The sequence below is a fragment of the Nocardioides sp. Z38_18 genome (assembly GCF_058215695.1).
In genome coordinates this window covers 1,223,919-1,246,589 of sequence record NZ_JBZAJE010000001.1, presented here as the reverse complement: position 1 = coordinate 1,246,589, position 22,671 = coordinate 1,223,919, and the positions used below count along the sequence as shown (strand labels likewise).

Genomic DNA, 22,671 nt, shown 5'->3' with positions numbered 1-22,671 from the left:
TCTCACGCGGCGGTGACACCGCTGGGTCAGAGGGTCAGCGTCCCGCTCACCACGGTGCGGCAGGACCCGCCGACCCACACCTGGCCGGCGTCGTCGGTGCTCACCAGCACCCGGCCGTCACGGTCGATCGCCGTCCCCTGCCGGACGACGTACGCCGGCGGCAGGTGCCCCTCCCCGGTCAGCCACAGGGCCAGCCCGGCGTTCAGGCTCCCGGTGACCGGGTCCTCGGGCACCGAGTACCCCGGGCAGAACGCACGCACCTCGTGGTCGGCCCCGACCGCCTCGCGCTGCTGCTCGTCCAGGGCCCCGACCACCCCGAGCTTCAGCTCTCCCATGGCAGCGAAGTCGGGCCTCAGGCCGAGGACGTCGTCGGCGCTGCGCAGCTGCAGGCCGATCCAGCCGGGCCCGTTGTCCACCCAGGCGGCACGCAGCACCCGCTCCCGGGCGATTCCGAGGGACGCGACGGCCTGGGCCAGGTCCTCCTCCCCGACGCTCCCACTGCGCAGCAGTCCGGGCGCGCGGAAGGCCATCGCCTGGTCCTCGGCGCGCAGCTCGACGAGACCGACACCGCACTCCTGGACGAGGCGTCCGGGGGCTGTCGGCACTCCGCCGGCGGCCAGCCAGGCGTGCGCGCTGCCGAGCGTCGGGTGGCCGGCGAAGGGCAGCTCCCCACCGGGAGTGAAGATCCTCAGCCGGTAGTCAGCGGCAGGATCGGTCGCGGGCAGCAGGAACGTGGTCTCGGAGAGGTTGGTCCAGCGTGCGAACGCCGCCATGGTCGCGTCGTCGAGCCCGGTCGCGTCGTGCACCACCGCCACCGGGTTGCCTGCCAGCGGGCGGGGCGCGAACACGTCGACCTGGGTGAAGGCGTACGAAGACACCGGCCCACCCTGCCACCTCCTGTGGCCCGCGACACGCGTAGGGGCGCGTGCGGCGGGTATGCCTAGAGAGTTGGAAGCAACCGAGACCACCCGTGAGAGGAACCCATGCAGCCGGAGCTGATCGGCGGCCGCTACCGCGTGCAGTACGCCATCGGCCAGGGAGGCATGGGGACCGTCTGGCTGTGTCGCGACGAGACCCTGCACCGCGAGGTTGCGGTCAAGCAGGTCGGGCTGCTGCCGGGTGAGTCGGTCACCGACTCGACCCGCGCGTTCCGGGAGGCCAGGTCGTCGGCGGGCCTTAACCACCGCAACGTGGTGACGATCTTCGACGTCGTCGAGGAGTCCGGCCACATCTGGCTGGTGATGGAGCACGTGCCCGGACGCTCGCTCTCCCAGATCATCAAGCAGGACGGCCCGCTGCCTCCGGAGGTCGTGGCCGACATCGGCGCGCAGGTCGCCGACGGACTGGCGGCACTGCACGCAGCCGGCACCGTCCACCGCGACGTGAAGCCCGGCAACGTGCTCGTCCGCGAGGACGGCGTCGCCAAGATCAGCGACTTCGGCATCTCGCGGACGGCAGGCGACCCCTCCCTGACCCAGTCGGGCTTCCTGACCGGCACTCCCAGCTACTTCTCCCCCGCTCTGGCACGCGGTGCCGAGCCGGGCACCGCCGACGACGTCTGGGCGCTCGGCGCGACGCTGTACGCCGCGGTCGAGGGCCGGGCGCCGTACGAGAAGCAGAGCAACCCGGTCGCGGTGCTGCACGACATCGCCTCGAACCAGCCGTCGGCACCGGAGCGGGCGGAGTTCCTCGGCCCGGCGCTGCTGCGGATGATGGACCGCGACCCCGCTTCCCGGTGGTCGATGCTCGACGCAGGCCACGTCCTGCGCCAGCTCGCCGACTCCCACCGGTCCGACTCGACCCTGGAGGCCACGCTGCGCCAGGTGGAGCTGGCCCCCTCCCCGGCGCCCGCCCAGGTGCCCGACCCGGACCCGGAGCCGACCTCGGTCGGCACCCCGACACCTGCTCCGCCGAGGCTCCCCAGCCGCGGCCGAACCGCCGCTCGCAAGCCCGCTCGCAGCTCGGGTGGCAGGTCCGGCCGCGTCCTGCTCGCCCTGGTGGTGCTGCTCCTGGTCGTCGGCGGCGCGGTCCTCCTGGTCAACCGTCCCGACGGCGGCAACGAGGCGGGCAGCTCGGAGAACTCGAAGCCGGCGAACCCGGACAAGGGCAGCACCGACGCCAGCGGCTCCGGCAACGAGAGCTCCGCCGAGGAGGCCAAGGAGCAGTTCGTCCGCGACTACTACGAAGCGGCGCCCGGTGGCAGCGACGAGGCGTGGGAGATGCTCGGGCCCGGGCTCAAGGAGCAGGGCCGCGCTCCCTACGACGGCTTCTGGAGCACGATCGAGTCGGTCGAGGTCCGGGAGGCCGAGGCCCTTCCCGAGGAGGACACGGTCGAGGTCACCCTCGTCTACCGCAACACCAAGGGCGCGACCAGCACCGAGCGCAAGATCGAGACCCTGACCCCGACCGACGACGGCTACCTGCTGGAGTCCGACGAGCCGGCGAGCTGACCCGGTCAGGGAGCTCGGCCCCGTCCGCGTACTCCCAGCCGTCCCTCGGTCGAGGTGACCGCGACGTCGCCCTCCTGGTCGGTGCGCACGACCCGCATCCGCGCGTCGCGCAGCAGCGCCAGCAGTGACGGCGCCGGGTGGCCGTAGTCGTTCTCGGCGCCCACGCTGATCACCGCCAACCGCGCCCCCAGTCCCCGGAGCAGGGCAGGGTCCTGACGGGCACTGCCGTGGTGGGCCACCTTCACGACGTCGACGCGCAGCGCCCGGCCCGTGTCCCGTCGCAGCTGCGCCTGGGAGGCGTCCTCCTGGTCGCCCATCAGCAGCACCCTCGTCCCGGCCACCTCCACGAGCAGGACCAGGCTGGCGTCGTTGGCCGGGGACTCCGACCCGGTCGGGGGCGGGCGCGAGGGGGCCAGCACCTGCCAGCGCAGCGGACCCACCCGCCTGCTCACGCCGTACGCCGCCCGCTGCACCGGCACCCCGGCACGTGCCGCCACCGCCTCCACCAGGCGCACCCCGGAGAGCGGATCGGCCAGCGTGGTCACCTCGACCGCACCCACCTGCCGCCCCGCGAGCACCCCGGCCAGGCCGTCCACGTGGTCGGCGTGGAAGTGCGTGAGCACCACCAGCGGGACACGGTCGATGCCGAGCCGGTCCAGGCACCGGTCCATCGCGGTGGGGTCCGGGCCGGCGTCCACCACCACCGCGCTGCCGGCACCCGCGTTCAGCACGAGCCCGTCACCCTGCTCGACGTCGCACGCGACCAGCACCCACCCCCGTGGCGGCCAGCCCAGGGTCGGCAGCGGCACCAGCAGAACACCCACCATCACCACGCCGAGGCACAGGGTCGCGCCCCGCCTGGCCAGCAGGGAGCCCAGCAGCAGCGCGAGCCCGCCGCACACCAGGGTCAGGGTGGCGATGCCGAGCAGACCGGCGGACCACCCGACCGCGGCCACGGGCAGCTCGGCGCTGCGCTCGGCCACGGCGATGATCCACCGCGCGCACCAGGCCGCGGGCGTTGCGGTCACCCGCCCGAGCGGCTCGGAGAGCAGGCCCAGCACCCCGCCGGCGAGCCCGAGAACGGTGGCCGGCCCGACCGCCGGGGCGGCCAGGAGGTTGGCCACCACCGCGACCAGGCTGACCTGTCCGGAGAGGGCCGCGACGAGCGGGGTGCACGCGAGCTGCGCGGCCAGCGGGACCGAGATCACCTCGGCGAGCCAGCGCGGCATCCACCTCATCAGCCGGTCCCGCCACCCCGGGGCCAGCCACAGGATCCCCGCGGTGGCCAGGGCGGAGAGTGCGAACCCCAGCGACAGCGCCAGCCACGGGTCGAGCAGGAGCAGCAGGAGCACCGCGGCCCCGAGGGCACGCGTGCCGCGGCGGCGGCCGTGCTGGCCCATGCCGAGGAGCCCGACGGTGCCCATCGCGGCTGCCCGGACGACGCTGGGCTCGGTGCGGGCCAGCAGCACGAAGCCGACCACGCCGAGGGCACCGACCACCATCAGCCCACGTGCGCGTACGCCCGCCCACCGGGCCAGGAGCAGCAGGCAGCCCACGACCAGGGTGAGATTGGTGCCGGAGACGGCCAGCAGGTGGGTGAGCCCCGCGGTCCGGAAGTCCTCGGTGAGCTCCTCGGGCATACCGCCGTCGTCGCCGTCGACCAAGGCGGGCACGAGCACCCGCGGCCCGGTCGGCTGGTGCGAGACCGCTTCCCTGATGGAGGAGCGCAACCCGTCGGCGGCACGCATCCACGGCGCCGGCCGCGAGACGAGGACCGGCGGCCCGCGGGTGCTCAGCACCCCGGCGAGCTCGCGGGTGCTCGCCACCTGCAGTCCCCCGGACGCCTCCACCCGCGAGCCGGGTGTCAGCCCGGACCAGCTTCGGTCGGCGAGGACCAGCACCGGCGCTCGCACCCGGTGCCGGATTCCTCGCCCGGTCACGGACTCGGTCCGGGCCCGCAGCACGACGTAGTCGCCGAAGCGCCCCTCGCGGACCACCGGGTCGGAGGTCACCACCAGCCGGGTGAGCACCGACGCGTGCTCCCGGGCCAGCCCCTGCACAGCGTTGTCCTGGACGGCGTCGGCGCGCAGCAGCGCGGACACGGCGACACCGCAGGCGGCGACCACCCAGGCCACGTGGCTGAGCACCTCGCGGCCGCGGCGGCGTCGCTGCGCCAAGTGCAGGAGCGCCAGCGCGAGCGCCGTACCGACCACCCAGGCAGGGGCCAGCAGCGCGGTCAGTGCGGACGCCCAGGCGACCGCGGCCAGCACCGGTGCGCGCAGGTCGATCCGGGCGCGACCCGCGGATGGAGCGGGTGCTTTCACAGGGTGACGTGTGGCGCCAGCTCGGCCAGCGTCTTCTCCCCGATCCCGTCCACCTCGAGCAGCTCGTCGACCGAGGAGAAGGCCCCGTGGGCACCGCGCCAGTCCAGGATCTTCTGGGCCGTGACCGGGCCGACGCCGGGGAGGGTGTCGAGCTGCTCGGAGGTGGCGGTGTTCAGGTTGACCAGGGCTCCGGTCGCGTCCGGCGCGGCCGTGCTGGCGCTCGCGGCGATCCCCCCGGGCTGGACGGCGCGCCCGACCAGGATCTGCTCACCGTCGACCAGGACGCGCGCGAGGTTGAGCGCACTGAGGTCGACCCGTCCCCGGGGCCCTCCGGCCCGTCGCAGCGCGTCGACGACCCGGGAACCGGCCGGCAGCGTGGTCACCCCGGGCCGGCGCACCTTGCCCGCGACGTCGACCGTCACGCTGCCGGTGCCTGCCGTGCCACCCGCGCCAGCAGCCGCCGAGGTCGCCCCGCCGGGCGTGGGCACCGGCACCAGCGGCGACGCCGACCCCGAGGGAGCACCGAGGGCCGTGGGCCGCGTGACCGGCTCCGCGTCCCCGCCGGTGCGCCACACCACCACGGCCGCAGCGAGCACCGCGACAGCGGCCAGCGCTGCGACAAGGAGCACCGACCCCGACTCCAGCCCGACGCGCCCGCGCAGCGTGTCCGGCACCTGGTCGCCGAGCCATCCCCGCAGCCGGCGCACCACCCCGGGCCGGCCAGGTCTCAGGTGTCGTCCGGCGGGCGCCACCGCGGATGCGGGCGGAAGCTCCGGCTGCTCCTCGGGTTCCTCCTCGAGACGTCGCAGCCCCGCGCGGTCGAGCTCCTGGCCCAGCAGGTCGAGGCGGCGACGCGCCGCGGCCGAGACCTCCTCCTGTGACTGCCTGTGCATGCCCCGACGCTAGGAACCGCAGCCACCCCGGCGGAAGGCCGTTCGGGCGACCTGTGGACAACTGCCGTCCGGCAGCAGGCTGTGCGGGCTCAGGTACGCCGGGACATCGCGACCGCGACCATCCCGGGGCCCACGTGGGCGCCGAGGACCGCCCCGATCTCACCCAGCGACACCTCACGGTCCCCCAGGCCGTCGGCCAGCCGGTTGCCGAGCCGCTCGGCCAGGGCCGCGGCCCGGTCGGGGCTGGCGAGGTGGGCCACCGCGACGTCGACCTCCGCGTCGCCGGCCGCCTCCACGATCAGCTCCTCCAGGCGCGAGAGGGCCTTGCCTGCGGTGCGGACCCTCTCGAAGGGACCGATCCGGCCGTCGTCGACCTTGAGGATCGGCTTGACCGCCAGGGCGGAGCCGAGCAGCGCCGCAGCAGCGCCCATCCGGCCGCCGCGGCGCAGGTACTCCAGGGTGTCGACGTAGAACAGCGAGGTGGTCTCGGCTGCCCGGTGGCGCGCTGCGGCGCCGGCGGTCTCGGCGTCGGCTCCGGCGGCGATCGCCTCCGCGGCGGCCAGCACGGCGTACCCGGTGCCCATGCCCACCTGCCGGGAGTCGACCAGCGTCACCGGCACCGGTGACCGCTTCGCAGCGAGCTGCGCGGACTCGAACGTCCCGCTCAGCTCGGCCGAGATGTGCACCGAGACGATCGAGTCGAACCCGTCGGCCGCCAGCTTCTCGTAGGTCTCCAGGATCACCTCGGGGTTGGGTCGCGAGGTGCTCACCGGGGTCCACGCCTTGAGTGCCTCGGCGAGCATCTGCGGGGTGACGGAGCCGTCCTCCCCGGACTCGTCGTAGGACGTGGCACCGATGATGACCTGCAGCGGGACCACGGTGACGCCGTGCGCAGCGGCCGTCCCGGCCGAGAGCGAGGCGGTCGAGTCGGTGACCAGGGCGACAGGCATGGGCAGAGGCTATCGCCGCGACCTCGCGAGGCCCCACCCCAGCGTGCCGGGCCGCCCCTGGCGGCGTGGAGTTCGGCTGGGGTGGGTACACATGACGCAGGAGCCGTGGCCTCGTCCACGGCACAGACCGAGCAGAACCAGGACAGGAGATCCATGCGCATCGTGATCGCAGGCGGCCACGGGCAGATCGCCCGGCAGTTCGGGAAGCTGGTCGCCGCCGCCGGCCATCACCCGGTCGGGATGATCCGCAAGGCCGAACAGGTCGGTGACCTGGAGAAGTACGGGATCGAGCCGGCGATGATCGACCTGGAGGACACCGACGTCGTCGCGATGTCCGACATCATGCGCGGCGCCGACGCCGTCGTCTTCGCCGCGGGTGGCGGCCCCGACGGCAACGCCCAGCGCAAGGAGACCGTGGACAAGGGCGCCGCGATCATGCTCGCCGACGCCGCCGAGCTGACCGGCGTACGCCGCTACCTGATGGTGTCCGCGATGGGGACCGAGCAGGCCGCTCCCCCGCCCGCCGACGGCTCGGAGGAGGACGTGATGCAGGTCTACCTGCGGGCCAAGCAGGAGGCGGACGACTACGTGCGGGGCCGGAGCCTGGACTGGACGATCGTGCGTCCGGGGGCCCTGACCAACGACGTCCCGACCGGACGGGTCGAGGTCGGCCGGCTCGACTACGGCTCGGTCACCCGGGGGGACGTGGCGCACGTGCTGGCCGTGACCCTCGAGCGCGAGCACACCATCGGGATGACCTTCGACGTGATCAACGGCGACAAGTCGGTGGACGACGCGATCGCCTCGCTGCGCCCCTGACGCTTCCCTGAGTGCCTCGCTGGCGCCTCCAGGATGGGGAGCAGACCCAATGGCGGGGTCTGCCCCCGACCGCCAACCTCTCCCGGGTGGATGTCTTCCTGGCCTGCGCCATCTTCCTCGTTACCTATGCACTGATCGCCACGGAACGCATCCACCGGGTGACCGCCGCGATCGGCGGCGTGGCGCTGATGATGTTCGTCGGGGTGACCGACACGGAGACGGCCTTCGGCTCCCCCGAGAGCGGTGTCGACTGGAACGTCATCTTCCTGCTGTTCGCGATGATGCTCATCGTCGGCGTGCTGGAGATGACCGGCCTCTTCGAGTTCCTCGCCATCTGGGCCGCGCAGAAGTCGCGGGGCCGACCGTTCCGCCTGATGGTGCTGCTCATCGTGCTGACCGCGGCGGCGAGCGCGCTGCTCGACAACGTCACCACGGTGCTGCTGATGGCACCGGTCACCCTGACGACCTGCCGGCGCCTGGGGCTGCGGAGCGCGCCGTACCTGATGACGCTGGCGTTCGCCTCCAACATCGGCGGCACCGCGACCCTGATCGGTGACCCGCCCAACATCATCATCGCGAGCCGGGCTGGGCTCAGCTTCAACGACTTCCTCATCCACCTGGCACCGCTCGTGGTCGTGCTCGTGGGGGTCCTGGTCCTGCTGTGCCGGGTGATGTTCCGCAAGCACCTCGTCGGCAATCCTGCGCGGGCTGCGGAGGTGATGGGGCTGCGGCCACGCGACGCGATCACCGACCCGGTGCTGCTGCGGCGCAGCCTCGCCGTCGTCGCCCTGGTCACGGTCGGCTTCGGCCTGCACAGCGCCCTGCACATCGAGCCCTCCCAGGTCGCGCTGCTGGGGGCGTGGGTGCTGATCCTGATCTCCAGGGCCACCCCGCAGAAGTTCCTGGCCTCGGTGGAGTGGCCGACGCTGGTGTTCTTCATGGCGCTGTTCGTCCTCGTCGGCGGACTGGTCGAGGTCGGCGTGATCGGCTGGCTCGGCGAGCGCGCCATCGAGGCCACCGGTGAGAACTGGCTCGGCGCCGCCACCGCGCTGCTCTTCGGCTCGGCCGTGCTCGGCGCGTTCGTCGACAACATCCCCTACACCGCCGCGATGGTGCCGATCGTCCAGGACCTCGTGGCCGCCGCCCCGGGGAGCCAGGGACAGGGGCTGTGGTGGGCCTTCGCCCTCGGTGCCGACCTCGGCGGCAACACCACTGCCGTCGCGGCGGGCGCGAACGTGGTCATCCTCGGGATCGCCGCGACGAAGGGCGAGCCGATCAGCTTCTGGACCTTCACCAAGTACGGCCTGATCGTCACCAGCACCACGCTCGTCGTCGCGTGGCCCTACGTCTGGCTGCGCTACTACGCCTAGGACCGGCTCACGGCTCGATCAGGCCGACGCGGATCGCGTAGCGGGTCAGCTCGGTGCGGTCGCGCATCCCGAGCTTCTGCAGGATGTTCTCCCGGTGCCGTTCCACGGTCTTGACGCTGATGGTCAGCTCCTTGGCGATCTCACGCGAGGACCAGCCCTCCGCGATCAGCTTGACCACCTCGTCCTCGCGCGGGGTGAGCACCGCCCTTGGGAGCCGTTCCCCGCGCCGCATCCGCTCGAGGTAGTCCTTCACCAGCGCGCTCTCCGCCCCCGGGTAGAGGAACGACGCCCCGCGCAGCGCGGCCCTGCAGGCGTTCACGAGGTCGCGGTCGGCCACCGACTTCAGCACGTAGCCGGAGGCCCCGACGCGCAGCGACTCGAAGAAGTACTGCTCGTTGTCGTGCATGGAGAGCATCAGGATCTTGGGCGGGTTCGGCAGCCGTGAGATCTCCCGGGCCGCCTGGAGCCCGGTGAGCCGCGGCATGGCGACGTCCAGGATCGCGAGGTCCACCTCGGTCTCCCGGACCAGCTGGACGGCCTCCATGCCGTCCTCGGCCTCGGCGACGACCTCGAGGTCCGGCTGCGTCTCCAGGATCATCCGTACGCCGCGGCGTACCAGCCCGTGGTCGTCGGCCAGCAGGATCCGGGCGGGCGCGCTCACCGGCTTGCCTCGGGCAGCGGCACGCGCAACCGCACCACGGTTCCACCACCGTCGCGGCGCCGGACCTCCAGCGTGCCGCCGACGAGCAGCGCCCGCTCGCGCATGCCGCGCAGGCCGGTGCCGTCGGCCCGGTGACCGATGCCCACGCCGTCGTCGCTGACCACCAGCTCCACCTCGTTGCCCACCACGCCCAGCGTCAGCTCCACGGTACGGGCCTGCGCATGGCGAGCGACGTTGGTCATCGCCTCCTGGGCGACCCGGAACACGACCAGCTCGACGGCGTCGTCCAGCGGCGGGAGGCCGGGGTTGATCCCGCGGCGTACGTGGGTGTCGACGTGGGTGAACAGGTCGGTGGTGAGCGCGGCGAGCGCGCTGCGCAGCCCGAGGTCCTCGAGCACGTGCGGCCGTAGTCGCCGGGCGACCTCGCGGACCTCGTCGAGGCCGGACCGGGTGCCCTCGCGCAGTCGCTCCAGCGCCTCCCTGGTCGGCTGGGTCTCCACGAGCATCCCGGTCTCGAGCAGGAGCGCGGTCAGTGACTGGCCGACGCCGTCGTGCAGCTCCTGGGCGATGCGCGAGCGCTCGGCCTCCTGGGCGGCGAGCGCGGCGATGTTGCTCTGCCGCCGGCCTGCCTCGATCCGGTCGAGCAGGTCGTTGACCGACGTGGCCAGCCGGGCCGCGATCCCCGAGGACGGCACCGGGAGGCGCTCGATGGGCTCGGTGCTGCGGGCCCGGTCGAGCTGCCTGACCAGCCGGTCGAGCGGGCGCAGGGCGGCCGCGACCAGGAGGGCGTTCGCCGCGATCATCACGCCCAGCCCCACCACCAGCACCGCGACCTCGGACAGCAGCGGGTCGGAGGAGACGGTCGCCGGCGAGAACGCCAGCAGCGCCGTCCCGAGGGCGAACAGCAGCCCGTTGGTCAGCACCACTCGCGTGGTCAGCGAGAGATCGGGCATGGACATCATCTGGTCACCCTTGCCGACGGCGTACGCCGTGTCCACGCGGCCCACCTCACGCCCGCGGAAGTGGGGACAAGGCCCCATGTGATCCGGTGTCCCCCTCGACAACACTGACGGTGCGGGGCCCGAACCACATACCTGGGGGGCGGGTCACCGCACCAGCCTTGAGGAGGTCGAGATGTCGTTCCTGCGACGTGCACTCCACCGGCTCCTCGCGCCGGGACAACGTTCCCGTCGTTCGCGCGCACCACTGCACCTGTGGGCGACGGTGACGGCAATGACCGCGGACGGAGTCACCGCCCACCTCCAGACGGAGTTCACGATGCGGCCGCTCGGGGGGACGGCCGGGGACTCTGCAGTCTCCGTGGACCTCGCGGACCTCGCCATGGACGCAGTCGAGCGCGTGCTCCGGCGAGAGATCGGGAGCCGGACCGCCACCGAGCTGCCGTCCGTGGGGTCCGCGGTGGACTGGGTCCCGGTGGACCTGGTGCCCGGAGCAGTGATCGAGGCAGTGCACGTCCTGGGGTCCGACATCGAGGTCACCCCTGAGCTGCAGCGACTCCTCGCAGGTTCCCTGACCACCTGAGGATGGACCTCAACCTCGCGATCCTGCTCGGTGCGCTGGTGCTCCTGGTCGGTGTCGCTGCCGTCCGCGTCTCGGCGCGCGCCGGCCTGCCCAGCCTGCTGCTGTACCTCACGATCGGGCTGGCGCTGGGAGAGTCCGGTCTCGGCCTCGGCTTCGAGGACGTCGACCTGACGATGGTCCTCGGCACCCTCGCGCTGGCGGTCATCCTCGCCGAGGGTGGGCTGAGCACCAAGGCCGAGGTGATCCGGCCCGTGGCGTCGCTGGCCGGGCTGCTCGCGACGCTCGGGGTGGCGGTCAGCGTGGCGATCACGGCGGGCATCACCTACGCGGTGCTCGACGTGGACCTGCGGACCGCGTTGCTGCTCGGCGCGGTGGTGGGCTCCACGGACGCCGCGGCGACCTTCTCCATCATGCGCCGGCTGCCGATCAACGCCCGGGTGCGCGCCACCCTGGAGGCCGAGTCCGGGTTCAACGACCCCCCGGTGATCATCCTGGTGACCCTGGTCGCCAGCGACGCGTGGTCGTCGGCCGACCCGCTGCAGATCGGCGGACTGCTCGTCTACCAGTTGCTCGGCGGCCTGCTGATCGGGTTGGCGGTCGCGCGCGCCGGCCAGTGGCTGCTGCAGCGCAGCGCGCTGCCGGCGGCGGGGCTCTACCCCCTGGCCACGATGGCGATCCTGTTCCTGGCCTTCGCCCTGGCGGGCACGGCGCAGGCCAGCGGCCTGATGGCGATCTACGTGGCCGGGATGTGGCTGGGCAACGCCCGGCTCCCCCACCGGCAGGCGACCGCGGGCTTCGCCGACGGGTTGGCCTGGCTCGCCCAGATCGGGCTGTTCGTGATGCTGGGGCTGCTCGCCTCGCCGAGCCGGCTGCCCGAGGCGCTGGTGCCCGCCCTGATCGTGGGGGTGGCCCTCACCTTCGTCGCCCGGCCGGCCTCGGTGGCCCTGTGTGCCCGGTGGTTCCGGGTGCCGTGGCGGCACCAGCTCTTCATGTCATGGGCCGGTCTGCGGGGCGCCGTACCGATCGTGCTGGCGACCATCCCGATCGGGCGCGGCCTGCCCTCGGCCGACCGGATCTTCGACGTGGTGTTCCTGCTGGTGGTCGGCTTCACGCTGGTGCAGGCACCGACGCTGCCCTGGCTCGCGCGACGTACCGGGGTCGCCCTCGAGGGCACCCCGAACGAGCTGACCGTCGAGTCGGCGCCGTTGGAGGAGATCCACGCCAGCCTGCTGCAGCTGCAGATCCCACCGGGCTCACGGCTGGCCGGCCTCTACGTCATCGACCTGCGGCTGCCCCGGAACGCAGCGCTCGCCCTGGTGCACCGCGAGGGCCAGATCTTCGTGCCCGACGAGCACACGTCCCTGCGGGTGGGCGACCATCTCCTGCTCGCCGTCTCCGACTCCGCACGGGCCGAGACCGAGCACCGGTTGCGGGCGATCGGTGCCTCCGGGCGGCTCGGCGTCTGGTACGGCGAAGCGGGCTCACCGGACGCCGAGCCCGTCAGGCTGCGCAGCGGCCCCTGACCCGGCCTCAGAGGATGTAGAGCATCTCCTGGTAGGTGGGCAGCGGCCACAGGTCGTCGGCCACGACGCCCTCGATCAGGTCACCGGCGGCTCGCACCGCCGCCATCGCGGGCAGCAGCGCGTCCCTCGCGTGCTCCGCCTCCGCGACGGGAGTGCTCGCCGACTCGTCCGCGAGCGCCTCCCCCAGGGTGGCGAGGGCCGCGCGGAGGTCGGCCAGTGGCACGGAGATCGCGTCCAGGGCCGAGGTGTCTGCGTCCACGCCGGCAGCCTTCAGCGCTCCGAGGTTGAGCGCCACCTCGGTCTGGTAGCGCATGGCGGCCGGGAGCACGGCGGTGTTGCCGATCTCCAGCGTGGACCTCGCCTCCACCCCGATGCTGAGGGCGTAGTGCTCCAGCCCGATCTCGTAGCGGCTGTGCATCTCGCGGTGGTTGAAGACCTTGTAGTGCTCGAAGAGCTCCATCGCCTCCTCGGTGATCAGCTCGGGCAACGCGTCGAGCGTCGTACGCAGGTTCGGCAACCCACGCGCCTCGGCTTCGGCCTCCCACTCCTCGGAGTACCCGTCGCCGTTGAACACGGCTGCGCCGTGGTTGGCGATGATCTCGGCGAGGACGTTCTGCACCGAGGTGTTGAAGTCGGTGCCCTCGGCCTGGGCCGCCTCCAGGTTGGTGGCGATGTGGTCCAGGGCCTCGGCCATGATCGTGTTCAGCGTGACCATCGGGCCGGCGACCGTCTGCATCGATCCCGGTGCGCGGAACTCGAAGCGGTTGCCGGTGAAGGCGAACGGGCTGGTCCGGTTGCGGTCACCCGGGTCGGTCGGGAGGACGGGGATCGTGTCCACCCCCACCATCAGGGTGCCGTTGTCCTTCGAGGAGGTGGCGCCCCCCTTCGCGATCTGGTCGAAGACGTCGGCGAGCTGAGCACCGAGGAAGATCGAGATGATCGCGGGAGGCGCCTCGTTCGCCCCGAGCCGGTGGTCGTTGGAGGCCGAGGCCACCGACGCGCGCAGCAACCCACCGAACTTGTGCACCGCTCGGATCACCGCGGCGCAGAACACGAGGAACTGCGCGTTGTCGTGCGGGTTGTCACCCGGCAGCAGCAGGTTGCCCTCGGTGGCGTTGCCCAGCGAGAAGTTGACGTGCTTGCCGGAGCCGTTGACGCCCTCGAAGGGCTTCTCGTGGAACAGGCACTCCATCCCGTGCTTCTTCGCGACGGTCTTGAACGTCGTCATCAGCAGCTGCTGGTGGTCGGCCGCGACGTTCGCACGCTCGAACATCGGGGCGATCTCGAACTGCCCGGGAGCGACCTCGTTGTGCCTGGTCTTGGCCGGGATACCGAGCTTGAACAGCTCTCGCTCGGTGTCCATCATGAAGCCCAGCACGCGCTCGGGGATGGCGCCGAAGTAGTGGTCGTCGAACTCCTGGCCCTTGGGCGGCTTGGTGCCGAACAGGGTGCGCCCGGAGTTCAGCAGGTCCGGGCGGGCCAGGAAGAAGTGCCGGTCGACGAGGAAGTACTCCTGCTCGGCGCCGCAGTAGGAGACCACGCGGTCCGGCTCGTGCCCGAAAAGCCGCAGGATGCGCTCGGCGTGGTCGGCCATCGCCTGCTGCGAGCGCAGCAGCGGCGTCTTGTGGTCGAGGGCCTCACCGGTCATCGACACGAACACCGTCGGGATGCACAGGGTGTTGCCGTGCGGGTTCTCCAGGACGTACGCCGGGCTGGTGGCGTCCCAGCCGGTGTACCCACGGGCCTCGAAGGTGTTGCGCAGCCCGCCGTGCGGGAAGCTGGAGGCGTCGGGCTCGCCCTGGACCAGGGTCTTGCCGGAGAACTCCGCGAGGGCGGAGCCGTCACCGGCCGGCTCGAGGAAGCTGTCGTGCTTCTCCGCGGTGAACCCGGTCAACGGGTAGAACACGTGGGCGTAGTGGGTCGCCCCCTTCTCCATCGCCCAGTCCTTCATCGCCGACGCGACGGCGTCGGCCATGGTCGGGTCGAGAGGAGCGGCGTGCTCGATCGTGGCGAGGACGGACTTGAAGACCGACTTGGGCAGCCGCTTCTGCATCACGGTCTTGCTGAAGACGTTCTCACCGAAGATCTCGCCGGGAGTCTCGGTGAGCGCGAACGTGGTTGCGGGAGGAACATGGGCCTCGACGGCCTTGATCGCTTCGAGGCGAACGTTGTTTCCACTCACTGATGACATCCCTTGATGAGTCCGCTGGGCGGCGACGGAGAAGCTGACTCATCCAACCTAGGAGCGCTTCCGCACTGCACGAGTCGGCGGTGTTTCGGTCTCGTGAACCAATGCCACGTCTCGCCCATGCAGGCTCCAAAGGGCTCAGCGGGACAGGAGCTCGGTGACCCGCTGGACCTCGTCGTCGAGCTCGGCCGCCTGGCTCCGGGTCGGCTTCACGAACAGGTCCGTGACCACGCGGCCGTCGCGGAACCACCACAGCCCGGCCATGAAGCCGTCCACGAAGATCGTGTGCCCGACTCCCCCGTTCGTCCCCGCCCAGCGCGGGCGAACCTCCGCCGGGACGATGTGGTCACGGCTCGCCGTGGAGAGCCAGACGTTGTCGTAGGTGCCCAGCAGCCTCACCGGCGCCGGGGTGTCCCCGTCGGCGTACGGCGCGTCCGGGACGTCGTAGCGCCTCCGCCCGTCCTCGCACTCCACCACGACCAGCTCGTCCTGCATGGACGCGAACACCGGCCCGAGCCTGGTCACCCGTGACCACGCCGTCATGTCGGCGGCGGTGCCGGGACCGAACGCCCGCAGGTAGCGACGCACCAGCTCCGGGAGGTCGACCTGCTTGGGGCTGCCCAGGTAGTTCTCCACGGTGTCGTAGACGACCCCACCGGAGCGCTTCCAGAGTCCCCGCGGGGGCAGCTGCACCAGGGGCACCCGCTCCCGCGCCACGTGGGCGAGCGCGCCGGGCGGCACCCCGGTGAAGGTCTCGGCCAGGCGCTCCCCCAGCTGCTTGACCGGGAGCGGGCCCGCGGTGGCGAGCACCCGTCGTACCTCGGCGACGACGTCCTCGACCGGTACGCCGCGGGCAGCCCGGTTCATCTGGTTGGAGGAGCTCTGCTGGTCCAGCGTCCGCTGCACCCACGGCCGCAGCGTGAGCGCGTCGTCGGGCAGCAGCACGTGGATGGTCCCGCGCATGGTCAGCAGCCGCACGGCCTCCCGGCTCTCCAGCGCCGCGGAGAGCTCCAGCGGGTCGAACCCCTCGATCCGCGCCGCCAGCGACAGGTACGGCGGCAGGTTGTCCTGCGCCTGCAACCCGATCAGGTGCCTCACCATCCCCAGCGCCGGCATCTCCACCCGCTCCAGCAGGTGCTGCCGCAGCAACAGCGTGCGGTTCAGGTCGCGAAGGCTCAGCACCCCGGCAGCCTAGATCGCCGAGCCCCGACGGCCCTCCCAAGGTGGTCGAGCAGCGAGCGCCAGCGAGCGCCGGCGCGGCTCCGACCCAAGGGTGCGTAGCCGGGCGCGCGCGACCACAAGGTGGTCGAGCAGCGAGCGAAGCGAGCGGATAGTCGAGACCACTAAGGTGAGCTCGGAGCGGGACGTACGACGGCGCGGGCTCCGCCCCAGGCGTACGCCGGGGCAGGCCACCCCTCAGGTGGTCGAGCAGCGAGCGAAGCCTCGCGTCGAGCAGCGAGCGCCAGCGAGCGGACAGCCGAGACGAGCGGATAGTCGAGACGAGCGGATAGTCGAGACCACTCAGGTGAGCCGGGAGCCAGACGTACGACGGCACGAGGGCCCCACTCGGACGTACGACGGGACAGCCCACCCAAGGTGGTCGAGCAGCGAGCGCCAGCGAGCGGACAGTCGAGACCACTCCAGGTGAGCCCGCAGTCAGACCCACCCCACGCAGAGAGGGCGGAGTCAACAGAAGTGCGGCGGCGCGTCCGGCCGCGGCGGCGGCCGATCCGCGGTGACATCAACCGTCCCGTGGTGATCCCGCAGGAACTGGAGCCCGTGCGGGTTGGTCCAGTTTCCGGCGAGAATCCCCTTGTTTCACTGGGGATCGGGAAAATAGTTGGAGAGATTTTCGAGTTCCTGCCCCCGGGCCGGCCGGGTCCTTTGCGTGCCTCGGGTCTGCTTTCCGCCTCACCCAGCGTGGTCTCGACTATCCGCTCGTCTCGACTGACCACTCGCTGACGCTCGCTGCTCGACGCAAGGCTTCGCTCGCTGCTCGACCACCGTGGGGTTGCGTGCCCCGTCGTACGTCTGCGGGCACGGAGCCTCTGCCGTCGTACGTCTGGCTCTCGCCTCACCCAGCGTGGTCTCGACTGACCGCTCGCTTCGCTCGCTGCTCGACCACCTACGGGTCGGGTGCGCCGTCGTACGTCTGCGCGGCCGTCAGCTGACTACGAGGTTGACCAGCTTGGGGGCGCGGACGATGACCTTGCGGACTGTCTTGCCCTCGATGGCTCGCTGGACCGACGGGTCGGCCAGGGCTGCGGCCTCGAGGTCGGCCTCGGTGATGTCGGGCGAGACCTCCAGGCGGGCGCGGAGCTTGCCCTGGACCTGGACCACGGCCGTGACCGACTCCTCGACCAGCAGGGCCTCGTCGACCACCGGCCAGCCGGCCTTCGCGACCGTGGGCTGGTGGCCGAGGCGCTCCCACATCTCCTCCGCGGTGTACGGCGCCACGAGGGACAGCAGGATCGCCACCGCCTCCGTGGCCTCGCGCACGGCGGGGTCCTCGGGGCCGCAGCCGGAATCGATCGCCTTGCGGGTGGCGTTCACCAGCTCCATCATCCGGGCGACCATCACGTTGAACCGGTGCGACTCGATCAGCTCGGCGGCGTCGTGCAGCGTCCGGTGGGTCACCCGGCGCAGGGCGACGTCGCCTGCGTCCGGCGAGGTCCCCGCCGGGCTGGTCACGTCGCCGGACAGTCGCCAGGCGCGCTGCAGGAACCGCAGCGACCCGGCAGGCGACATGTCGGCCCAGTCGATGTTGTCCTCCGGCGGACCCGCGAAGACCAGGGTGAGCCGGACGGCGTCCACGCCGAACTCCTCGAGCTGGGCACCGAGGTCGACGCCGTTGCCCAGCGACTTGCTCATCTTCTTGCCCTGGTTGATCACCACGCCCTGGTTGAGCAGCGCGGTGAACGGCTCCTCGAAGTCCACCAGGTCCATGTCGAAGAGCACCTTGGTGAAGAACCGGCTGTAGAGCAGGTGCAGCACCGCGTGCTCGACACCGCCGACGTACTGGTTGACCGGCAGCCACTGCTTGACCAGGTCGGGGTCGAAGGCCTGGGTGTCGTCGTTGGGCGAGGCGTAGCGCAGGAAGTACCAGCTCGAGTCGACGAAGGTGTCCATCGTGTCGGAGTCGCGCTTGGCGGGTCCCCCGCACTTCGGGCAGTCCACGTTGACCCAGTCCTCGGCCGCGGCCAGCGGCGAGACGCCCTTGGGCTTGAGGTCGGCGCCCTTGAGCTCGGGCAGCACCACCGGCAGCTGGTCCTCGGGTACGTCGACCTCGCCGCAGGCCGGGCAGTGCACCACCGGGATGGGGCAGCCCCAGAACCGCTGGCGGGAGAGCAGCCAGTCGCGCAGCCGGAAGTTCACAGCGCCGCGCCCGGCGCCGCGCTCCTCGAGGTAGCCGATGATGGTGCGCTTGGCCTCGTCGACGTCCATGCCGTCCAGCGACACGGACTCGTTCGAGGAGTTGATCGCGGGGCCGTTGCCGGTGAACGCCTCACCCTCCCAACCCTCGGGAGGCTGCACGGTGCGCACGATCGGCAGGCCGAACTTCGTCGCGAACGCCCAGTCGCGCTGGTCCTGCGCGGGCACCGCCATGATCGCGCCGGTGCCGTAGTCGGCCAGCACGTAGTCCGAGGCCCACACCGGCACCCGCTCGCCGTTGACCGGGTTGAGCGCGTAGGCGCCCAGGAACACCCCGGTCTTGGGGCGGTCGGTGGCCATCCGGTCGATGTCGGAGGCCTTGCGGGTCTCGGCGAGATAGTCGTCGTACGCCGCCCGCTGCTCCGGCGCGACGATCTCCTCGGCCAGCTTCGCGTCGGCGGCGACCACCATGAACGTGGCACCGAAAAGCGTGTCCGGGCGGGTGGTGTAGACGCTGACCGTTCGGGTCGCACCGGTGCCCTCAGTGGTGACCTCGAAGTCGACGTGCGCGCCCTCGGAGCGACCGATCCAGTTGCGCTGCAGCGTCAGGACGCGGTCGGGCCAGTCCAGGGTCTCCATGTCGTCGAGCAGCCGCTGGGCGTAGTCGGTGACCTTGAAGTACCACTGGGTCAGCTCACGCTTGGTGACCTCGGCACCGCAGCGCTCGCAGGCGCCGTCCACGACCTGCTCGTTGGCCAGCACGGTCTGGTCGTTGGGGCACCAGTTCACCGGGCTGGACTTGCGGTAGGCCAGCCCACGCTTGCGCAGCTGGAGGAACAGCCACTGGGTCCAGCGGTAGTACTCCGGATCGGAGGTGTGCAGCCGCCGCGACCAGTCGAAGCTGATGCCGTAGCGGCGGAACGACGCCGCCTGGGTCTCGATGTTGGCGTAGGTGTACGTCGCCGGGTGCTCGTTGCGCTTGATCGCGGCGTTCTCGGCCGGCAGGCCGAAGGAGTCCCAGCCGATCGGGTTCATCACCTCGTAGCCGCGCTGCCACCAGTAGCGGGCGATCACGTCGTGCAGGGCGGTGACCTCGGCGTGCCCCATGTGCAGGTCGCCGCTCGGGTAGGGGAACATCGTCAGCGCGTAGCGCTTCTCACGCGGGCTGTCGTCGTCGGCCCGGAACGGGTCCAGCTCGTCCCACACCGGAAGCCACTTGGCCTCGGTGGCGTGGACGTCGTAGCCCTCGATCGGGGCTCGGGTCTGGTCCTGCTCGCTCATCGTCTCTGACAACTTCCTGGTTCGTCGTGCTCGGGAAGGGCGCCTGCAGCGGGCACAAAAATGCCCCTCGGGAAGAGGGGCAGCCGCCTCGGAGGTACGACGCGGCTAGTCGAGGAGCGGGGCGCGCTTCATGGGACCATCCTATCCCCGCCGTTCACGGGCGCCCACGGCCCTCGGTCCCGGCTCCTCAGTGCGCCGGCCCATCGGCCTGAGGGGCCTCCTGGGACGCCTCCCCCTCGGGCTCGGGAGGCACCACGATCGGCCGCAGCCTCGCCCAGGTGCCGAAGACGATCCCGGCGACGAGCATGCCGATACCGGCCCACAGGTTGATGTTCAGGTCGTCGGCCTTGGCCATCTGGGAGTCGCTGGTGAACAGGCCGGCCACGATGAGGATCAGGCCGTAGATCCCGATCAGCGACCCGATGATGACGCGGATGTCGAAGAGTCCGGCGCGGTGCGGTGCTTCGTTCTCAGCCATGTGGGCGCTCCTTACCAGAACACGATGTTGAGGATGATGACCATGACGAGGCCGACGCCCGCGAGCTTGGTCGGCTGCTGGTACCACGCGAGGACACCTTCGTTCTCGTCGTGGAAGTCCGACCTCGGCGTGAGCGAGTAGACCAGCCCCCTGAGCTCGGACTCCGGCTTCGGCCGGGTCATCAAGGTGACCACGACGCTGACCACGATGTCGGTCACGAACGCCGCACCGGCCGCCACGAAGCTTGCGCCCTGGCCGCTGAGCGAGATCAGGTTCAGCGACATCGGCCCGAGCACGTCGGTGCCGATCACGCCGACCACGATGGCGGCGAGCGTGCCGCTGACCAGCCCCACCCAGGCAGCGGTCGGCGACATCCGCTTCCAGAACATGCCGAGGATGAAGGTGGCGAACAGCGGGGCGTTGAAGAACCCGAACAGCGTCTGCAGGTAGTCCATGATGTTCTGGTAGTTCCTGGCGATCAGCGCGGTCCCGATCGCGACCACCGTGGCCCCGACCGTGGCCACCCGCCCGATGCGCAGGTAGTAGTCGTCGTCGCGGTCCTTGACCACGTAGGTCTGCCACAGGTCGTAGGAGAAGACCGTGTTGAACGCCGAGATGTTGGCCGCCATACCGGCCATGAACGAGGCCAGCAGACCCGCGATCGCGATGCCCAGCATCCCGTTGGGCAGCAGGTCGCGGATCAGGTAGAGCAGCGAGTTGTTGTAGTCGAAGTTCGGGTCCCCCGACGCCTTGGCGTTGGCCACCTCGGAGGCGACGACCGCGGCGATCATGCCCGGGAAGATCACGATGAACGGGATGAACATCTTCGGGAAGGCGCCGATGATCGGCGCGCGCTGGGCCGCGGAGATCGAGCTCGAGGCCATCGCGCGCTGGACCTCGACGAAGTTGGTGGTCCAGTAGCCGAACGAGAGCACGAACCCGAGACCGAAGACGAGACCGATCACCGACAGCAGCGGGCTGTCGATGCCGGTGAGGTTCGTGCCCGGCCAGGAGGACAGCTGCGCGGTCCCGTCGCCGGCGGCGATGATCTTCTCCTTCAGCCCGCCGTACCAGCCCACCTTGTGCAGCCCCACCAGGGTGAGCGGCAGCAGCGCCGCGACGATCACGAAGAACTGCAGCACCTCGTTGTAGATCGCCGCGGAGAGGCCACCGAGGGTGATGTAGGACAGGACGACGATCGCTGCGACGACCAGTGAGAGGTAGAGGTTCCAGCCGAGCAGGATGTTCACGATCTTCGCCAGCAGGAACAGGTTGATGCCCGCGATGAGCAGCTGCGCGGTCGCGAAGCTCAGCGCGTTCACCAGGTGCGCCCCGGTGCCGAACCGCTTGCGCATGTACTCCGGGACCGAGCGCACCTTCGAGCCGTAGTAGAACGGCATCATCACGACGCCGAGGAACAGCATCGCCGGGACGGCGCCGATCCAGAAGTAGTGCACCGTCGGGATGCCGAACTGGGCCCCGTTCGCGGACATGCCCATGATCTCGACCGCGCCGAGGTTGGCGGAGATGAACGCCAGCCCCGTGACCCAGGCGGGCAGCGAGCGGCCCGAGAGGAAGAAGTCGATGCTCGAGGAGACCGAGCGCTTCGCCATGACGCCGATGCCGATCACGAACGCGAAGTAGAGCGCGACGATCAGGTAGTCGATCCAGTTCGCGTCCAGCCGGAGCTGTGCGTCTGCTGCCAGTACCATCGAGCCTCCCGGAGATCGGACGTCGGATCCAACCCGACTACAGCACGTTACCTTCCCGATCGCCGTGGGCTCGCCCGCCATGAAGCACTTCTCGTCCTGGAGGAAAACATGTCCTGGTTGGTGACCGGAGGTGCCGGCTACATCGGCGCGCACGTGGTGCGGTCGTTCCAGGAAGTCGGCATCGACGTCGTCGTCGTCGACGACCTCTCCAGCGGCCACCGTGAGTTCGTCGCCCCCGACGTGCCCTTCGTCGACGGCAGCATCGTGGACACCGCGCTGATGGAGCAGACCATGCGCGATCACGCCGTCGAGGGCGTGGTCCACCTCGCCGGGTTCAAGTACGCCGGCGTCTCGGTCGATCGGCCGCTGCACACCTACACCCAGAACGTGACCGGCACCGTGAACCTGCTCGAGGCCATGGAGCGCACCGGGGTGCAGTCGATGGTGTTCTCCTCCAGCGCCGCCACCTTCGGGACCCCCGACACCGACCTGGTCACCGAGCAGACGCCCACGCACCCGGAGTCGCCGTACGGCGAGACCAAGCTCATCGGCGAGTGGGTGATCCGCGACCAGGCCCGCGCCACCGGCCTGCGGCACACCTCCCTGCGCTACTTCAACGTGGTCGGCTCGGGCAGCGACGACCTCTACGACACCAGCCCGCACAACCTGTTCCCGATCGTCTTCGACATGCTGCTCGCGGGGAAGACGCCGCGGATCAACGGCGACGACTACGACACCCCCGACGGGACCTGCGTGCGTGACTACGTCCACGTCAGCGACCTCGCCGCGGCCCACGTGGTGGCAGCGCGGCGACTGGCCGCCGGGGACGACCTCGACCCGGTCTACAACCTCGGCAGCGGGACGGGCTCCTCGGTGCGCGAGATCATGGACGCGATCGCCGCGGTGACCGGGATCGACTTCACGCCCGAGATCGGCCCCCGCCGGCCCGGGGACCCCGACCGGATCGTGGCCACCGGCGAGGCCGCGGCCCGCGACCTGGACTGGGCCAACCGGCACCCGCTGGAGGAGATGGTCCGCAGCGCCTGGAGGGCCCGCAGCTCGCACTGAGCGGCGCCCTCCGGCACGACGGGCGCGCGACCAGCGCATG

At 71.2% G+C, this 22,671-nt stretch carries 17 protein-coding genes; 6 read left to right on the top strand and 11 right to left on the bottom strand.

The genetic code is table 11. The features are described 5' to 3' along the window. Positions 1-26: 26 nt before the first annotated feature. The gene (locus AC4BGC_RS05915) at positions 27-878 is read right to left on the bottom strand and encodes a PhzF family phenazine biosynthesis protein (RefSeq protein ID WP_490554779.1); all 852 of its coding nucleotides are present in this window, start codon (positions 876-878) and stop codon (positions 27-29) included. Positions 879-983: 105 nt separating this feature from the next. Between AC4BGC_RS05915 and AC4BGC_RS05910 the strand changes: the two genes are divergently transcribed. After that, positions 984-2,450 (top strand): serine/threonine-protein kinase, encoded by a 1,467-nt coding sequence (locus AC4BGC_RS05910; protein ID WP_490554777.1) that lies wholly within the window; start codon positions 984-986, stop codon positions 2,448-2,450. 5 nt (positions 2,451-2,455) lie between these two features. Here the strand turns inward: AC4BGC_RS05910 and AC4BGC_RS05905 are convergent, their stop codons facing one another. The 3 genes from AC4BGC_RS05905 to AC4BGC_RS05895 form a co-directional block, all read right to left on the bottom strand. Continuing rightward, positions 2,456-4,774 (bottom strand): ComEC/Rec2 family competence protein, encoded by a 2,319-nt coding sequence (locus tag AC4BGC_RS05905; protein WP_490554775.1) that lies wholly within the window; start codon positions 4,772-4,774, stop codon positions 2,456-2,458. Further along, on the bottom strand, positions 4,771-5,667 hold the full coding sequence (locus tag AC4BGC_RS05900) for a ComEA family DNA-binding protein (RefSeq protein ID WP_490554773.1): 897 nt from the start codon (positions 5,665-5,667) through the stop codon (positions 4,771-4,773). The genes AC4BGC_RS05905 and AC4BGC_RS05900 overlap by 4 nt, the downstream gene beginning before the upstream one ends. Before the next feature lie 89 nt (positions 5,668-5,756). Then, the gene (locus tag AC4BGC_RS05895) at positions 5,757-6,617 is read right to left on the bottom strand and encodes a DegV family protein (RefSeq protein WP_490554772.1); all 861 of its coding nucleotides are present in this window, start codon (positions 6,615-6,617) and stop codon (positions 5,757-5,759) included. 153 nt (positions 6,618-6,770) lie between these two features. Here AC4BGC_RS05895 and AC4BGC_RS05890 point away from each other — a divergent pair, with 153 nt between their 5' ends. Both AC4BGC_RS05890 and AC4BGC_RS05885 read left to right on the top strand, forming a co-directional pair. Further along, the gene (locus AC4BGC_RS05890) at positions 6,771-7,436 is read left to right on the top strand and encodes an SDR family oxidoreductase (RefSeq protein ID WP_490554770.1); all 666 of its coding nucleotides are present in this window, start codon (positions 6,771-6,773) and stop codon (positions 7,434-7,436) included. Positions 7,437-7,522: 86 nt separating this feature from the next. Further along, positions 7,523-8,806, top strand: a complete 1,284-nt coding sequence (locus tag AC4BGC_RS05885) for an ArsB/NhaD family transporter (protein ID WP_490554768.1) — start codon at positions 7,523-7,525, stop codon at positions 8,804-8,806. A gap of 7 nt (positions 8,807-8,813) precedes the next feature. On the opposite strand, the gene AC4BGC_RS05880 is transcribed toward AC4BGC_RS05885, so the two are convergent. Further along, on the bottom strand, positions 8,814-9,467 hold the full coding sequence (locus AC4BGC_RS05880) for a response regulator (protein WP_490545123.1): 654 nt from the start codon (positions 9,465-9,467) through the stop codon (positions 8,814-8,816). Continuing rightward, on the bottom strand, positions 9,464-10,465 hold the full coding sequence (locus tag AC4BGC_RS05875; RefSeq protein ID WP_490554767.1) for a sensor histidine kinase: 1,002 nt from the start codon (positions 10,463-10,465) through the stop codon (positions 9,464-9,466). Before AC4BGC_RS05875 ends, AC4BGC_RS05880 begins: the two co-directional genes overlap by 4 nt. 235 nt (positions 10,466-10,700) lie before the next feature. Here AC4BGC_RS05875 and AC4BGC_RS05870 point away from each other — a divergent pair, with 235 nt between their 5' ends. Together AC4BGC_RS05870 and AC4BGC_RS05865 are read left to right on the top strand one after the other, a co-directional pair. Continuing rightward, complete coding sequence (locus AC4BGC_RS05870; RefSeq protein WP_490545126.1) at positions 10,701-11,009, top strand: hypothetical protein; 309 nt, start codon at positions 10,701-10,703, stop codon at positions 11,007-11,009. A 2-nt stretch (positions 11,010-11,011) separates the two neighbouring features. Next, positions 11,012-12,532 carry a potassium/proton antiporter gene (locus AC4BGC_RS05865; RefSeq protein ID WP_490554764.1) on the top strand — a complete coding sequence of 507 codons (1,521 nt, stop codon included), beginning with the start codon at positions 11,012-11,014 and terminating at the stop codon, positions 12,530-12,532. Between the two features lie 7 nt (positions 12,533-12,539). Here the strand turns inward: AC4BGC_RS05865 and AC4BGC_RS05860 are convergent, their stop codons facing one another. From AC4BGC_RS05860 to AC4BGC_RS05840, 5 genes are all read right to left on the bottom strand, one after another. Then, positions 12,540-14,714, bottom strand: coding sequence for a glutamine synthetase III family protein (locus tag AC4BGC_RS05860; protein WP_490554763.1), 2,175 nt, complete (start codon positions 14,712-14,714; stop codon positions 12,540-12,542). A gap of 144 nt (positions 14,715-14,858) precedes the next feature. Beyond that, complete coding sequence (locus tag AC4BGC_RS05855) at positions 14,859-15,902, bottom strand: winged helix DNA-binding domain-containing protein (RefSeq protein WP_490554762.1); 1,044 nt, start codon at positions 15,900-15,902, stop codon at positions 14,859-14,861. A gap of 981 nt (positions 15,903-16,883) precedes the next feature. Continuing rightward, positions 16,884-19,373 carry a leucine--tRNA ligase gene (gene leuS, locus AC4BGC_RS05850; protein ID WP_490554760.1) on the bottom strand — a complete coding sequence of 830 codons (2,490 nt, stop codon included), beginning with the start codon at positions 19,371-19,373 and terminating at the stop codon, positions 16,884-16,886. Positions 19,374-19,560: 187 nt separating this feature from the next. Further along, a complete protein-coding gene (locus tag AC4BGC_RS05845; protein ID WP_490545135.1) occupies positions 19,561-19,851 on the bottom strand; it encodes a hypothetical protein in 291 nt (96 codons plus the stop codon). Positions 19,852-19,862: 11 nt separating this feature from the next. Beyond that, positions 19,863-21,563 (bottom strand): sodium:solute symporter family protein, encoded by a 1,701-nt coding sequence (locus AC4BGC_RS05840; protein ID WP_490545137.1) that lies wholly within the window; start codon positions 21,561-21,563, stop codon positions 19,863-19,865. Positions 21,564-21,671: 108 nt separating this feature from the next. On the opposite strand from AC4BGC_RS05840, the gene galE reads away from it, so the two are divergent. Next, the gene (galE, locus tag AC4BGC_RS05835; RefSeq protein ID WP_490554758.1) at positions 21,672-22,631 is read left to right on the top strand and encodes a UDP-glucose 4-epimerase GalE; all 960 of its coding nucleotides are present in this window, start codon (positions 21,672-21,674) and stop codon (positions 22,629-22,631) included. The last annotated feature ends 40 nt before the right edge of the window (positions 22,632-22,671 follow it).

Bases quoted from the DNA above. Each gene is read 5' to 3' on its own strand.
- AC4BGC_RS05845 (WP_490545135.1), bottom strand. From the start codon at position 19,851: ATGGCTGAGAACGAAGCACCGCACCGCGCCGGACTCTTCGACATCCGC.
- AC4BGC_RS05890 (WP_490554770.1), top strand. From the start codon at position 6,771: ATGCGCATCGTGATCGCAGGCGGCCACGGGCAGATCGCCCGGCAGTTC.
- AC4BGC_RS05865 (WP_490554764.1), top strand. From the start codon at position 11,012: ATGGACCTCAACCTCGCGATCCTGCTCGGTGCGCTGGTGCTCCTGGTC.
- AC4BGC_RS05840 (WP_490545137.1), bottom strand. From the start codon at position 21,563: ATGGTACTGGCAGCAGACGCACAGCTCCGGCTGGACGCGAACTGGATC.
- AC4BGC_RS05895 (WP_490554772.1), bottom strand. From the start codon at position 6,617: ATGCCTGTCGCCCTGGTCACCGACTCGACCGCCTCGCTCTCGGCCGGG.
- AC4BGC_RS05870 (WP_490545126.1), top strand. From the start codon at position 10,701: ATGACCGCGGACGGAGTCACCGCCCACCTCCAGACGGAGTTCACGATG.
- leuS (WP_490554760.1), bottom strand. From the start codon at position 19,373: ATGAGCGAGCAGGACCAGACCCGAGCCCCGATCGAGGGCTACGACGTC.
- AC4BGC_RS05900 (WP_490554773.1), bottom strand. From the start codon at position 5,667: ATGCACAGGCAGTCACAGGAGGAGGTCTCGGCCGCGGCGCGTCGCCGC.
- galE (WP_490554758.1), top strand. From the start codon at position 21,672: ATGTCCTGGTTGGTGACCGGAGGTGCCGGCTACATCGGCGCGCACGTG.
- AC4BGC_RS05910 (WP_490554777.1), top strand. From the start codon at position 984: ATGCAGCCGGAGCTGATCGGCGGCCGCTACCGCGTGCAGTACGCCATC.